General features: G+C 66.9%; 15 protein-coding genes. 9 read left to right on the forward strand and 6 right to left on the reverse strand.

Going from position 1 to position 13,784, the window contains the following annotated elements:
• Positions 1–117 precede the first annotated feature (117 nt).
• Together ACIQ67_RS09890 and ACIQ67_RS09895 are read right to left on the reverse strand one after the other, a co-directional pair.
• Positions 118–1,254 (reverse strand): TRAP transporter substrate-binding protein, encoded by a 1,137-nt coding sequence (locus ACIQ67_RS09890; protein ID WP_397534198.1) that lies wholly within the window; start codon positions 1,252–1,254, stop codon positions 118–120.
• Between the two features lie 314 nt (positions 1,255–1,568).
• Entirely contained in the window at positions 1,569–3,122 is a 1,554-nt protein-coding gene (locus ACIQ67_RS09895) for a CYTH domain-containing protein (RefSeq protein ID WP_397534199.1), read from the reverse strand.
• A gap of 81 nt (positions 3,123–3,203) precedes the next feature.
• On the opposite strand from ACIQ67_RS09895, the gene ACIQ67_RS09900 reads away from it, so the two are divergent.
• On the forward strand, positions 3,204–4,391 hold the full coding sequence (locus ACIQ67_RS09900; RefSeq protein ID WP_397534200.1) for an alkane 1-monooxygenase: 1,188 nt from the start codon (positions 3,204–3,206) through the stop codon (positions 4,389–4,391).
• Here the strand turns inward: ACIQ67_RS09900 and ACIQ67_RS09905 are convergent.
• The 4 genes from ACIQ67_RS09905 to ACIQ67_RS09920 form a co-directional block, all read right to left on the reverse strand.
• Entirely contained in the window at positions 4,374–5,306 is a 933-nt protein-coding gene (locus ACIQ67_RS09905; RefSeq protein ID WP_397534201.1) for a TIGR02285 family protein, read from the reverse strand. The genes ACIQ67_RS09900 and ACIQ67_RS09905 overlap by 18 nt on opposite strands.
• A gap of 31 nt (positions 5,307–5,337) precedes the next feature.
• Positions 5,338–5,832 (reverse strand): heme-binding protein, encoded by a 495-nt coding sequence (locus ACIQ67_RS09910; RefSeq protein ID WP_397534202.1) that lies wholly within the window; start codon positions 5,830–5,832, stop codon positions 5,338–5,340.
• Positions 5,833–5,921: 89 nt separating this feature from the next.
• Positions 5,922–6,695 (reverse strand): hypothetical protein, encoded by a 774-nt coding sequence (locus ACIQ67_RS09915; RefSeq protein WP_397534203.1) that lies wholly within the window; start codon positions 6,693–6,695, stop codon positions 5,922–5,924.
• A gap of 29 nt (positions 6,696–6,724) precedes the next feature.
• Complete coding sequence (locus ACIQ67_RS09920) at positions 6,725–7,390, reverse strand: TetR/AcrR family transcriptional regulator (RefSeq protein ID WP_397534204.1); 666 nt, start codon at positions 7,388–7,390, stop codon at positions 6,725–6,727.
• A gap of 96 nt (positions 7,391–7,486) precedes the next feature.
• On the opposite strand from ACIQ67_RS09920, the gene ACIQ67_RS09925 reads away from it, so the two are divergent.
• From ACIQ67_RS09925 to hisH, 8 genes are all read left to right on the forward strand, one after another.
• Positions 7,487–8,434 (forward strand): ABC transporter ATP-binding protein, encoded by a 948-nt coding sequence (locus ACIQ67_RS09925; RefSeq protein ID WP_397534205.1) that lies wholly within the window; start codon positions 7,487–7,489, stop codon positions 8,432–8,434.
• Complete coding sequence (locus ACIQ67_RS09930) at positions 8,431–9,201, forward strand: ABC transporter permease (protein WP_397534206.1); 771 nt, start codon at positions 8,431–8,433, stop codon at positions 9,199–9,201. Before ACIQ67_RS09925 ends, ACIQ67_RS09930 begins: the two co-directional genes overlap by 4 nt.
• Positions 9,202–9,228: 27 nt before the next feature.
• Positions 9,229–9,513: a BolA family protein gene (locus tag ACIQ67_RS09935; RefSeq protein WP_397534207.1), complete on the forward strand. Its 285-nt coding sequence runs from the start codon at positions 9,229–9,231 to the stop codon at positions 9,511–9,513.
• 119 nt (positions 9,514–9,632) lie between these two features.
• A complete protein-coding gene (hisG, locus tag ACIQ67_RS09940) occupies positions 9,633–10,271 on the forward strand; it encodes an ATP phosphoribosyltransferase (protein WP_397534208.1) in 639 nt (212 codons plus the stop codon).
• A gap of 11 nt (positions 10,272–10,282) precedes the next feature.
• Entirely contained in the window at positions 10,283–11,608 is a 1,326-nt protein-coding gene (hisD, locus tag ACIQ67_RS09945; RefSeq protein ID WP_397534209.1) for a histidinol dehydrogenase, read from the forward strand.
• 17 nt (positions 11,609–11,625) lie between these two features.
• Positions 11,626–12,711, forward strand: coding sequence for a histidinol-phosphate transaminase (hisC, locus tag ACIQ67_RS09950; protein WP_397534210.1), 1,086 nt, complete (start codon positions 11,626–11,628; stop codon positions 12,709–12,711).
• On the forward strand, positions 12,708–13,310 hold the full coding sequence (hisB, locus tag ACIQ67_RS09955) for an imidazoleglycerol-phosphate dehydratase HisB (RefSeq protein ID WP_397534211.1): 603 nt from the start codon (positions 12,708–12,710) through the stop codon (positions 13,308–13,310). The genes hisC and hisB overlap by 4 nt, the downstream gene beginning before the upstream one ends.
• A partial coding sequence (hisH, locus tag ACIQ67_RS09960) for an imidazole glycerol phosphate synthase subunit HisH (RefSeq protein ID WP_397534212.1) occupies positions 13,310–13,784 on the forward strand: 475 nt, incomplete at its 3' end. The genes hisB and hisH, both read left to right, overlap by 1 nt.

Below are 13,784 nucleotides of genomic sequence, written 5' to 3' on the forward strand. Positions count from 1 at the left end.
CGGGAGTCCTTCCAGGCATCGCAGGGGAGCCAGAGCGAGAAGGCGAAGCCGGGCGCACCGGACGGTGCCCCGGCCCAAGTCCGGGGCGGGCCGCACCCGCCCGCCCGGGCGCAGGCATCAGCCCTTCTTCGGCGGTGCCTTGCGGCCGAAGTAGTGGTTGTAGGCCATCTTGAAATCGACCATGTAGTCGTTCTGCCATTGGCCGGCACGGGACGCGAAGGCACGCTGGCTGTCCAGGATCTTCTGGAACATCGCGTTCTCGCCACCCTTCTTGGCGATGATCTTGTCCCAGGCCGCAAGCTGGCCGCGCAGGATGGCATCCGGCGTCTTGTAGAACTTGACGCCTTGCTTCTTCAGCTCGATGTAGTCCGTCGAGTTGCGCTCGATGGCCTTCCAGCTCATGTCGGCGCTGGCGGCCTGCACCGCGTACTCGATGATGGACTTCAGCTCGGCCGGCAGCGCATTCAGCTTGGTCTTGTTGAAAAGGATCTCGAACTGCTCGCCGCTCTGGTGGAAGCTCTGCAGCATGCAGTTCTTCACCACATCGGGGAAGCCCAGCAGGCGGTCGGACGAGGCATTGTTGAACTCGGCGCCGTCAATCAGGCCGCGGTCCAGGGCCGGCACGATTTCGCCGCCGGGCAGGGGATTCACGGCTGCGCCCATGGCGGTGTACATGTCCACCGCCAGACCGACGGTGCGGAACTTCACGCCCTTCAGGTCATCCGCCTTGGCGATCGGCTTCTTGAACCAGCCGAAGGGCTGGGTCGGCATGGGGCCGTACAGGAAAGAGGTCACATCCAGGTTCAGCGACTTGTAGACCTCTTCAAGCAGTTGCTTGCCACCGCCGTAGTTGTGCCAGGCCAGCAGCATGTTCGGATCCATGCCGAAGGACGGCCCGGAACCCCACAGCGCTAGCGCCGAGTTCTTGCCGTAGTGATACGCGACCACGCCGTGGCCGCCATCCAGCGTGCCCTTGCTCACTGCGTCGAGCAGCTGGAAGGCTGGCACCACGGAGCCGGACGGCAGCACCTCGATCTTCAGGCGGCCGCCCGCCATGTCGTTGACCTTCTTGGCGAAGTCGCTGGCGTACTCGTGGAAGATGTCCTTGGCGGGCCAGGTCGACTGGAAGCGCAGGCTGGTGGTCTGCGCGGTGGCGATCATCGGCGCGGCCAGCGCGCCGGCAGCCACGGTGCCGGTGGCGGCCTTCTTCAGGAAGCGGCGGCGCTGGGCCGGGACTTTGGTGTTCTCGCTCATGTCTGTCTCCATGGATTGCGGTTTGTGAACGTCGCGCCATGTGCCTGAGCCATGGCATCGCTTGGGCCCTGTGTCTGTGCAACAGGTTGCTCTCAGCGAATGTCGAACTCGTCGCTGCGCGCAGCAACTGGGTCAAACCCCTGCGCCGGAGCGATAGCGAGCGAACAGCGCACACGCTGCGTAGTTCCACGTAGACATCGATGCAACGCTCGGGGAGTCGCGCCGTGTTGCGCAAGCCCGGATGCGATCCGGGGGATCGCGGGCATTCATCGGTCAGCCGGCATCCCGGATGGGTGCCGCCGATGCTGGCGCCTTCAGCCGCGGCTGTGCTTGCGCCAGCGGCGCCAGCTGGCATCAGCCTTGCGCAGGCGCAGGCCTTGCTCGGCGTGCAGAAAGCCCAGCGCGAAGGCGGCCTGCAGCTGCCGCTGCCCGGCGGCCTGTTCGGCGGCCCGTTGCCGGGCTTGCTGCAGGGTCTGTTCGAGATCGTTCAGCTCACCGAGCTGCTGGTGCAGCTGCTTGAGGCCGTGCATCTGACGCGCGGCCTTGGGCTGAGGCAGCAGCTCGGCCGTCTGCTCCAGCGCGTAGCGCAAGCGGCGCAGGCGCTGGCGCAGCCGGTGGCGCTCGGCCGCAGTCAGGGGGGCGATGTGCTGCTTGCCAGCTTCGTGCAGGGCCTTCTGCCAGCGCTTCAGTCGACCTTGGCAGCTGCGCTTTAGCGCCGAGCTGCCGTTGGCCAGGCATGCTTGGCCCGCGAGGCCGGCGTGCGCGGTCAGCCGCTCCAGCAGCGCCAGCATCAGCGACTGCGCCTCGCCGCTGCGCAGCAGATCGGCCGGGCTGCAGTGGGTGGTTTCCGGCGGCGCGGTGAGCGCGTCATCACTCAGGCCGGTGGCCTGCCACGCCGCGTCCAGCGAGGCCTGCCAAGGGCTGGCGGCCAGCGCATCCGCATCGCGTGCCAGCGAGAGCTGGCGCCGCAGTGCCAGGGCTGAGCGGCGCAAGTTCAGCAAATCGCCCTGGGTCCAGCCGTCGCGGCCGTCCAAGCCTTGCAGCAGTTGCAGGCCCACGGCCAAGCGCAGCAAAGCGACGCGCAACTGGTGCAGGTGTTCGGCGGCATGGCTGCCGCTGGCGATCTGTGAGGCGTTGCCCAGCACGGGGCCGAGTGCGGCGCGCAGCAGCTGTTGCAGCGCTTGCGCCGCACTGCAGCCGCGCGGCCAGGCTGCAGGCGCAGCGAAAGCCGGTGCTGCCTCGGTCAAACCACGTGCAAGCAGGTCGCCGCGCAAGGCCTTGGTGCGTTGCTCCAGCCACAGGCCGTGGCTGGGCACGAGTTGGCGCGCCAGCTGCAGCACGGCCGCGGAGGCACCGCTCTTCAGTTCGATCTCAAGCTCATGCACCGGCGTCTCGCGCAAGACGCCATCGGCATCGGCCAGCAGGCGCCCTGCGTCCAGCGCCAGCTCCAGCACGCTGTCGCCTTGCGTGAGCAGTGCGCTGCGGCGCCGGATGTCGGTGCGGAACAGGCAGTGCAGCGCCGCTTCGCCGCCGAGTTCAGCGACTCGCGCCAACAGCGCATCGCCCGCGGGATGGCCCGCGTGGCGTGCCACATCCAGCGCCGGCATCGTCGCTCCCTGACCCAGGGCGACGTTGTGCTCCAGCCGCGTCATGCCATCTGGCGCATCGCCTTTAAGCGTCTGCACCCAGCGCCTGCCCTCGCGGCGCAGGCGCAGTGCAAAGCCTGCGCGCGCCAGGTCGCGCGCAGGGGTGTCGAAATAGGCGGCCTGCAGGCGCTCGCTGCGCAGCGCGCCGGCCTGCTTCAGCCACGACAGCAGCGGCGCTCGCTGATCGGCGGGAATCTGGAAGCGCAGTTCAATTTCTTGCATGGGCGCGATGATGCCAGCTACGTGAGGCCACTCAGCAGCAGCCCTCTTGACCGGGGCTCCGGGGCCGCTCAGCATCAGCCCATGAACAGCAGTGCGCCGACCTCACCCCTGCCGCCCGCCGCCCGCTGGCGCGACAGCAAGCGCTGGTGGTGGCTGCTGTCGCCCGCCTTCCCGGCGCTGGTGTGGCTGAACCTCGTCAAGTATCAGATCAGCGGCGTCGAGGCCTGGCTGTGGGTCAGCAGTTTCGTGATGTACGGCCTGATTCCGCTGCTGGATACCTGGCTGGGCGAGGACCATGCCAATCCGCCCGAAGCCTCAGTGCCTGCGCTGGAGCAGCAGCGCTGGTACCGCCTCATCGTCGTGGCCTTCATTCCCTTCCAGTTCGGGCTGACCATTCACGGCGCCTGGATCGCGGCCACCCATGAGCTGAGCCTGTTCGGCTGGGTCGGCCTGCTGCTGAGCGTGGGCGGCATCAACGGTGTGGCGATCAATACCGCGCATGAACTGGGGCACAAGCTGCCGGGCTGGGAGCGCTGGCTCTCGCGTATCGCGCTGGCGCCGGTGGCCTATGGACATTTCTATGTGGAGCACAACCGTGGCCACCATCGCCGCGTTGCCACGCCCGAGGACCCGGCGAGTGCGCGCCTGGGCGAGAGCTTCTGGGCCTTCCTGCCACGCACGATGATCGGCAGCCTGCGCTCGGCCTGGGCGCTGGAGCGCGCGCGCCTGGCTGGCCGCGGCCTGGGCGTCTTGCATTGGCGCAACGAGTGTCTGCAGGCCTGGGCCATGACCGCGCTGCTGTATGCGGCGCTGATGCTCTGGCTGGGTGTCGGCGTGCTGCCCTTCCTGCTGCTGCAGGCCTTCTACGGCGCCTCGCTGCTGGAGGTGGTCAACTACATCGAGCACTACGGCCTGCTGCGCCCGCTGGGCGCGAACGGCCGGCCGGTGCGCTGCCAGCCGGAGCATTCCTGGAACTCCAGCCACATCGTCTCGAACCTGTTCCTTTATCAGCTGCAGCGCCACAGCGATCACCACGCCCACCCGGCGCGGCGCTATCAGGCGCTGCGGCATTTCGACAGCAGTCCCCAGCTGCCGTCCGGCTATGCGGCGATGCTGGTGCTGGCCTATCTGCCGCCGCTGTGGTTCAAGGTGATGGACCAGCGCGTGCTGGCGCACTACGGCGGTGATCTGCAGCGGGCCAATCTGCAGCCTGGCCGCGAGGACGCGCTTAGGCGAAGTTATGCGCCGGATTCAGGGCCTGGCCGCTGAGGCCGGGCTGGCCGCCTGTGGTGGCGGTGGCGAGAAGGCGCTGGCCGGTAAGGGCTGGCTGCGGTGCTGATAGAACTTCTCGATCTGCCGCCCGTAGCGCTGGCGGCTCTGCGGCGTCATCCAGCGCTCCAGCCCGGAGCGTGCCTCGGGATTCTGCGCCAGGCTGGCGATCAGCTGATCGATGCGCAGGATGGCCTGGCGGCCCCATTCGGTGCGCGGACAGGCAATGCCCGCGACCAGCATCTTGCTGTTGCCCTCGATCGGCAGGCTCAGCAGGCCGGCATGGCGGACCGATTCGTCAAAATGCTGCTCGTAGGCCAGTGTGTAGTCGTAGTCGATGGTGTAGTCGGCGCGCGAGCGGGCCACCAGGCGCAGCGGGTGTGCCGTGGCGGCGCTGAGGTGCAGGCCTGAGTTGCCGGCTCGGGCCAGGATCTGGCCGTCCAGCTGGCTGCCGTAGCTGCGTGACTGAAGCAGCAGGCCGCGCAGCGAGGCATCGGCCAGCACGGCGTCGAGCCTGACCTCGCCGATGGCGTTGAGAGGGAGCCGCGGCAGTGTCTCAGCGCGCACGATCAGCATCTGTGGCGGCACGATCAGCATGTCGGCGATGTAGGCCTGGCGCTCGCGCGCCGGCACGCGCAGCGCCGTCGTGAAGCAGGCCGGCTCGCCGGCTTCCAGCAGCGAGAGGATGCGGTTGTTGTTGGCCACCAGATAGCGGTGCTGGGCTTCGGGCCAGCGCAGCACCATGGCTTTGACGAACTCGTCGGCCATGCCTTGCGTAGGTCGGCCGCCCACCGGCATCGATGAGGGCGGGAAGTCGCGCAGCAGCCAGGTCATGGTGTCGGCCCTGACCTGCGCCACCAGCGCAAGGCTGCCTGCCAGGCAGGCGGCGATGATCAGGCGAGGGTGACCGCGCATTGGCGTGGCTCGGCTGCGCGGCGCTGCGTCCTCAGAACTCGAGCGAGGTGGCAATCGCCTTGATGCCGGCTTGCGCGCAGGCCTCGTCAGCCTCGCCACCGGGGCCGCCGGAAACGCCGATCGCGCCATAGACGCTGCCGCCGCCTTCGATCAGCAGGCCACCGCCGGCCGCCAGAAAGCGCGGCAGCGCGCGCAGGCCGCTCATCGGTTTGCCGGCCTGGGTGTCGGCCGCCAGGGCCTGGGTGCTGGTGCGGAAGCTGACCGCCGTCCAGGCCTTGTCGGCCGAGACCTGCACCGTGTGCGGACCGGCGAAGCGGTCGCGCAGCAGAACCTGGGTCAGGCCGCCGCGGTCCACCACCGCGACCGCCACCTGATAGCCCTGCTTGCGGCAGGACTCCAGTGCGGCGCGCGCCGCCGTCAGCGCGGCTTCCGGCGTCAGCGATTTGGTCTGGAAGACAGCTTCCTGTGCGCTGGCCATGGGGGCCAGCGAAACCAGGGCGACACAGGCGAGCAGTGAGCGAAACATGAACGTCTCCTTGGCTGGCTCCGAGGCGGAGCGGGTTTGGCACCAAGTTTCGAATCTATGCGGCGTTCAGCCCTGCGCCTTGAGGCGAATCAATCTTCCAGCTCTTCGCGCGCCATCTCCACATCCAGGCACTCCATCGCGTCCATCGGCTCGCAGGCGGCGGCTTCGGTATACAGGGCCTCGGCCTGCTTCATGCGCTTGTCGCCCTCCAGCATCACCAGGCCGTTCGCACGTTCGATCTTGGCGATGGCGCTGCTGGGGTTGAGCTTGAGCGCCTGTTCGAACATCGCCAGGCCGGTGGCGGTGTCAGCGCCCTGGGTCTTGCCCAGCAGCTTGCCGACCTTGTCGATCACCTCGGCGTGGAAGGCGCCCAGCGCGATATGGGCGTCGGCATGCTTGGGGGCCAAGGCGATGGTTTTCTCCAGCGCGCCCTTGACCTTGCCGCCCAGGCCTTGGGCCAGCGCCTTGGCCACGCTGATGCCCTGGCTGTAGCGGCCGATGGCATAGGCCTGCCAGTAGTAGGCGTTGGCGTTCTTGGGATCCTCGGCCTGCTGGGCCTCGGCCCGCTCTGCCACTTCGAGCAGCAGTTCCAGCTTGGCCTTTTCCTTCTTCTCAAGGTAGTTGGCATAAATCGCCTGGGCCTTGTTGGCGACGGTGATGCCTGCACCGCCGGCGGCCAGGCCGGCTTCGGCCGCCTTCTGGAACTCGCCGGCATGGAACAGGATCCAGGCTTGCACCACGGCCGCGTCCTTTGGCCAGGGCTCGGCATCGCCGGCGTGCAGGCGCGCCCAGTGCTTCTTCAGGCTGGCCGCGTCGTAGATGAAGGCGGCGTTGTCGTAGGGGAAGGCAGTCCACTTGGCCATGCTGTTGTCTCCTTGATGGGCTTGGTGTGTCAGGCTTGGGCCTGGTTCTGGTAGTGACCGGCGAGAGAAAAGAGATGTTCGCGCGAGGCGGGCTCCAGATAGGGCAGCAGCAGGCTCAGCACGTGGAAGGCGCCGCGCATAAGCGCCGCGCCGGCGCGCTCGGGCTCCAGTGCGTGACGTGGGTCGCGAACGTACTCGTAGCTGAGCCAATAGCTCAGCAGCACCACCATGGCCTCGGCGGTGGGGGCGGCCTCGCGCTCATCCATCTGCAGCGCGCCGCCCTGGGCCAGCCCGGACAGCACGGCGCGCACCGCGTCGCCCTTGTGCCGCAGCACGCCCTGGAAGTGGGTTTCCAGCGTGCGGTTCTTGCTCAGCAGATCGTTCAGGTCGCGGTACAGGAAGCGGTGCTGCCAGATCAGCTCGATCAGCATGTGGAAGAACAGCCAGGCGTCCTCGACATGGCGCACATCGCCGGCCGCGCCCAGCAGCTTGTCGAGCGACTGCTCGTACTGCATGAACAGCGCGTTGATCAGCTCGTCCTTGGCCGGGTAGTGGTAGTACAGATTGCCCGGGCTGATGCCCAGTTCGGCCGAGATCAGCGTGGTCGAGACATTGGGTTCGCCGAATCGGTTGAACAGATCCAGCGTCACTTCGAGAATGCGCTGGGCGGTCCGTCGCGGTTTCTTGGCTGTCATGGACGAGAGGGTCTCCTGCTGCCATTCTGGCACCACCGCCAGGCTTCGAGGCCGCAGGTCGGCACGGTTTGTTAGCGGTCCCTACAATCCTGCGCCATGCAAGCGAACAACAACAAGCCGGCGCCACCGGCGGGACCGGCGATCTCCTTCCAGAACGTCAGCAAGACCTACCGCGGCGGCCAGGTGAGGGCGCTGGACGGTGTCTCCTTCGACATCCAGCCCGGCGAGTTCTTCGGCCTGCTCGGCCCTAACGGCGCCGGCAAGACCAGCCTGATCAGCATCCTGGCCGGCCTCTCGCGGGCCAGCGACGGGCGGGTCAGCGTGCTGGGCCATGACGTGGTGGGCGACTATGCGGCAGCGCGCAAGGCGCTGGGCATCGTGCCGCAGGAGCTGGTGTTCGACCCCTTCTTCAGCGTGCGCGAATCGCTGCGGATCCAGAGCGGCTATTTCGGTGTCAAGAACAACGAGGCCTGGATTGACGAGCTGCTGGAAAGCCTCGGCCTGGCTGACAAGGCGAACGCCAATATGCGCCAGCTCAGCGGCGGCATGAAGCGCCGCGTGCTGGTGGCGCAGGCCCTGGTTCACCGCCCGCCGGTGATCGTGCTGGACGAGCCGACGGCCGGCGTCGACGTGGAGTTGCGCCAGACCCTCTGGGCCTTCATCGCGAAGCTGAACAGAGAAGGCCACACGGTGCTGCTGACCACCCATTACCTGGAAGAAGCCGAGGCGCTGTGCCACCGCATCGCGATGCTCAAGAGCGGCCGCATCGTCGCGCTGGACAGCACCAGCAATCTGCTCTCGGGCAAGGCCTCGACCATGCTGCGCTTCAAGACCGATGCGGCGCTGCCGCCGCAACTGAGCGGCCGGGCGCGCGTGACCGGGCGCATCGCGCAGATCAAGGCGCATGACGCAGCCGAGGTCGAGGGCATTCTGGCCACGCTGCGCGGCGCTGGTTGCCCCGTCGAAGACCTGGAGATCGGCCGTGCCGACCTGGAGGACGTGTTCCTTGAAATCATGCAATCCGCCGGGGAGGGCCGGGCATGAGCGCGATTCGTCTTGAAGGGGCACGCACCCTGTTCTACAAGGAAGTGCTGCGCTTCTGGAAGGTGGCCTTCCAGACCGTGGCCGCGCCGGTGCTCACCGCGATGCTCTATTTGCTGATCTTCGGCCATGTGCTGGAAGACCATGTGAAGGTCTACGACTCGGTCGGCTACACCGCCTTCCTGATTCCGGGCCTGGTGATGATGAGCGTGCTGCAGAACAGCTTCGCCAACAGCTCGTCCAGCCTGATCCAGAGCAAGATCACCGGCAATCTGGTGTTTCTGCTGGTGACGCCGCTGTCGCACTGGGCCTGGTTCGTGGCCTATGTCGGCGCCTCGATGGTGCGCGGACTGACGGTAGGTCTGGGCGTGCTGCTGGTGACAGCCTGGTTCGCCCCGCCGGGGCTGGCGCAGCCGGGCTGGATCATCGTCTTCCTGCTGCTGGGCTCCGGCATCATGGGCAGCCTGGGCCTCATCGCCGGCCTTTGGGCCGAGAAGTTCGATCAGTTGGCCGCCTTCCAGAACTTCTTCATCATGCCGATGACCTTTCTGTCTGGCGTGTTCTATTCGGTGCATTCGCTGCCCGCGTTCTGGCAGGCGGTGAGCCACCTGAACCCCTTCTTCTACATGATCGACGGCTTCCGCAGCGGCTTCTTCGGCGTCAGCGATGTCTCGCCCTGGCTGTCGCTGGGCATCGTCTCGGTGGCCTTCGTGGTGGTGGCTGGTGTGGCGCTGGAACTGCTGCGCCGGGGCTACAAGATTCGCGGGTAAAGGCTAGCCGGTACAATCGCATCCATCATGGCCGATCCCACCCCCGCCGAAGTCCAGCAATACATCGCCGACGGACTTGCCTGCCACACGCTGCAAGTCGAGGGCGACGGTCGCCATTTCTTTGCCACCATCGTCTCGGCCGAATTCGAAGGCCTGAGCCGGGTGCGCCGCCACCAGCGGGTCTACCAGGCCCTGGGTGAGCGCATGCGCGAGCAGATCCACGCGCTGTCGATGAAGACACTGACGCCCGCCGAATGGGCCGCTGCTGCGCAGCAGGCTGCCGAGCCGGCGGCTCACCACCACCATCACTGAACGCCATCCACACTTTGCCGGTTTGAACCAGAGCAGGTGGAGGATGGCGGTGAAGCGCCGCGCCTGGTGACTCCGCTGCCGTCCCCCCTCGAGCTGAACGAGAAGGACGACGCAACATCATGATCACCCTGGCGCTTTCCAAAGGCCGCATCTTCGAAGAAACCCTGCCGCTGCTGAAGGCCGCCGGCATCGAGGTGCTTGAAGACCCCGAAACCTCGCGCAAGCTGATCCTGGCGACCAACCGGGCCGATGTGCGCGTGGTGCTGGTGCGTGCGACCGATGTGCCCACCTACGTGCAGTACGGCGGCGCCGATCTGGGCGTGGCCGGTCGTGACGTGCTGATCGAGCAGGGCGGCGAGGGCATGTACCAGCCGCTGGACCTGAATATCGCCAAATGCCGCATGAGCGTGGCGGTGCGCGCCGACTTCGATTACGAGAGCGCCGTCAAGCAGGGCTCGCGCATCCGCGTCGCCACCAAGTACACAGAGATCGCGCGCCAACACTTTGCCGCCAAGGGCGTGCACGTGGACCTGATCAAGCTCTACGGCTCGATGGAGCTGGCGCCTCTGACCGGACTGGCCGACGCCATCGTCGACCTGGTCTCCACCGGCAGCACGCTGAAGGCAAACAAGCTGGTCGAGGTGGAGCGCATCATGGATATCAGCTCGCGCCTGGTGGTCAACCAGGCGGCGCTCAAGCTCAAGCGTGAGCCGCTGCGCGCGCTTATCGACGCCTTCGCTTCTGCCATTCCTGCCTGAGGATGACGACCATGAGCATCCAGCTGCGCCAACTGAATACCGCCGCGGCCGATTTCGAGACCGAGTTCCAGCGTGTGCTGCACTGGTCGGCCGAGACTGATGCCGCCATCGAAGGCCGCGTGGCCGAGATCCTGGCTGATGTGAAGACGCGCGGCGATGCGGCCGTGCTGGAGTACACCGCCCGCTTCGACCATCTGCCGGCTGCCAGCCTGGTCGCGCTGGAGCTGACCCGAGAAGAACTGAAGGCCGCCTTCGACGCCATCACCCCGGCGCAGCGCGATGCGCTGCAGGCCGCTGCGTCCCGCGTGCGCAGCTATCACGAGAAGCAGAAAGAGGCTTGCGGCCTGAGCTGGAGCTATCGCGACGAGGACGGCACGCTCTTGGGCCAGAAGGTCACACCGCTGGACCGCGTGGGCATCTATGTGCCCGGCGGCAAGGCCGCCTATCCGAGCAGCGTGCTGATGAACGCGATTCCCGCCCATGTGGCCGGTGTGCCCGAGATCATCATGGTGGTGCCCACGCCGCGTGGCGAGAAGAACGCACTGGTGCTGGCCGCTGCCTATGTGGCGGGCGTCAGTCGCGCCTTCACGATTGGCGGCGCGCAGGCCGTGGCGGCGCTGGCCTACGGCACGGCCACTGTGCCGCGCGTGGACAAGATCACCGGCCCGGGCAATGCCTATGTGGCCAGCGCCAAGAAGCATGTGTTCGGTCAGGTGGGCATCGACATGATTGCCGGCCCCAGCGAGATCCTGGTGCTGGCTGATGGCAGCACGCCGCCAGACTGGGTGGCGATGGACCTGTTCAGCCAGGCCGAGCATGACGAGTTGGCACAGAGCATCTTGCTGTGCCCGGATGCAGGCTATATCGAGAAGGTGCGCGAAGCGATCGAGCGCCTGCTGCCGAGCATGCCGCGCCGCGATGTGATCCGCGCCTCGCTGGAAGGGCGCGGCGCGCTGATCCAGACGCGCTCGATGGAAGAAGCCTGCGAGATTTCCAACCGCATCGCGCCCGAGCACCTGGAGGTCAGCAGCCAGGACCCGCATCGCTGGGAACCGCTGCTTCGCCATGCCGGCGCGATCTTCCTGGGCGCCTATACCAGCGAGAGCCTGGGCGACTACTGCGCCGGGCCGAATCACGTGCTGCCCACCTCGGGCACGGCGCGCTTCTCCTCGCCGCTGGGTGTCTACGACTTCCAGAAGCGCAGCAGCCTGATCGAGGTCAGCGAGGCCGGCGCGCAGAAGCTGGGCCCGATCGCGGCCGAGCTGGCCTATGGCGAAGGCCTGCAGGGCCACGCGCAGGCGGCCGAGATGCGTTTGAAGCCGAACACCAAGGGCTGAGCCAGATGAGGACAACGATGAGCCAGGACCGACTGCAGCAGGCGCTGGCCTGCATCCGTTCCGATGTGCGCGGCGCCCATGCCTACGCGGTGCAGTCCGCGGCCGGCATGGTGAAGCTGGACACGATGGAGAACCCTTTCCGCCTGCCCGAGGCGCTGCAGCAGCAGCTGGGTGAGCGCCTGGGCCAGGTGGCGATAAACCGCTACCCGGCCGAGCGTACCCAGGTGCTGGCCGCCGCGCTGGCCGCACATGCCGGCATGCCGGCGGGCTGCGCGATCACGCTGGGCAATGGCTCGGACGAGATCATCACCATGCTCAGCATGGCGATCAGCCAGCCCGGCTCCACCGTGCTGTCGCCCCTGCCCAGCTTCGTGATGTACGAGATGTCGGCGCGCTACCAGGGCCTGAAGTTCGTCGGCGTGCCGCTGACGGCCGACTTCGAGCTGGACGAGGCGGCGATGCTGGCGGCTGTGGCCGAACACAAGCCGGCGCTGATCTACCTGGCCTATCCGAACAACCCGACCGCGAATCTGTGGGATGCAGGCGCGATTGAGCGGATCGTCGCAGCAGCACCCGGCCTGGTGGTGATGGACGAGGCCTACCAGCCCTTTGCCGAGCGCGACTCGATGGCGCTGCTGGCCAGGTACCCGCATGTGCTGGTGATGCGCACCATGAGCAAGTTCGGCCTGGCCGGCGTGCGCATCGGCTACCTGATCGGCCATGCGGCCGTGGTGGGTGAGATCGACAAGCTGCGCCCGCCTTTCAATGTGGGCGTGCTGAACGCCGAGGCCGGCCTGTTCGCGCTGGAGCATGCCGAGGTCTATGCGCAGCAGGCTGAGATCCTGCGGGCCGAGCGCGACCGGCTGTCTGCCTCGCTGTCGGGTCTTCCCAGCGTGCACAAGGTGTTCCCCAGCCAGGGCAATATGATCCTGGCCAGGGTGGCCGATGCGGCGCGCACTTTCGATGCCATGAAGTCGCGCGGCGTGCTGATCAAGAACGTCTCGGCCATGCACCCCTTGCTGGCCAACTGCCTGCGCATCACCGTGGGCACACCCGAAGAGAACCAGGCCATGCTGGCCGCGCTGAAGGAATCGCTGCAATGACGACAAGCGTCCAACGAATCGCCGAGGTCCGCCGGGACACCAAGGAAACCCAGATCCGCGTGCGCGTCAATCTAGACGGCACCGGCGAAGCCAAGCTCAACACCGGCATCGGCTTCTTCGACCATATGCTGGACCAGATCGCGCGTCACGGCCTGATCGACCTGGACATCGAAGCCAAGGGCGACTTGCACATCGACGGCCACCACACGGTGGAAGACGTGGGCATCACGCTGGGCATGGCCGTTGCCCAGGCTATCGGCGACAAGAAGGGCCTTACCCGCTACGGCCACGCCTATGTGCCGCTGGACGAAGCGCTGTCGCGCGTGGTGGTCGACTTCTCCGGCCGTCCGGGCCTGGAGATGGACTGCAAGTTCACCGCGGGCTCCATCGGTGCCTTCGATACCCAGCTGACCTTTGAGTTTTTCCAGGGCTTCGTCAACCACGCCCTGGTGAGTCTGCATGTGGACAACCTGAAGGGCCACAACGCCCACCACCAGGCCGAGACGATGTTCAAGGCCTTCGGCCGCGCGCTGCGCATGGCGATGACGCTGGACCCGCGCAGTGCTGGGGTGATTCCCTCGACGAAAGGATCGCTGTAATGGCACGCACGGTCGCCGTGGTGGATTACGGCATGGGCAATCTGCGCTCGGTCTCACAGGCCGTGTTGCATGTGGCCGACGGCTCGGGTCTGGAGGTGGTGATCACCTCCAAGCCCGAAGAGGTGCGTGCCGCCGAGCGCGTGGTGCTGCCGGGCCAGGGCGCGATGCGCGACTGCATGCGCGAGCTGTCCGACTCCGGGCTGAAAGAAGCCGTGCTGGAAGCGGCAGCAGCGAAGCCGCTGATGGGTGTGTGCGTGGGCATGCAGATGCTCTTGGATCACAGCGAGGAGCAGGACACGCCTGGCCTGGGCCTGATTCCCGGCCGCGTGCAGCGCTTCCAGCTTGAAGGCCAGCTGCAGCCCGACGGCAGCCGCTACAAGGTGCCGCAGATGGGCTGGAACCGTGTCAGCCAGGTGCAGCCGCATCCAATCTGGGCGGGCGTGCCTGATGAGGCCTGGTTCTACTTCGTGCACA

This window comes from Roseateles sp. (assembly GCF_044373315.1).
Classification (GTDB): domain Bacteria; phylum Pseudomonadota; class Gammaproteobacteria; order Burkholderiales; family Burkholderiaceae_C; genus JACDQM01.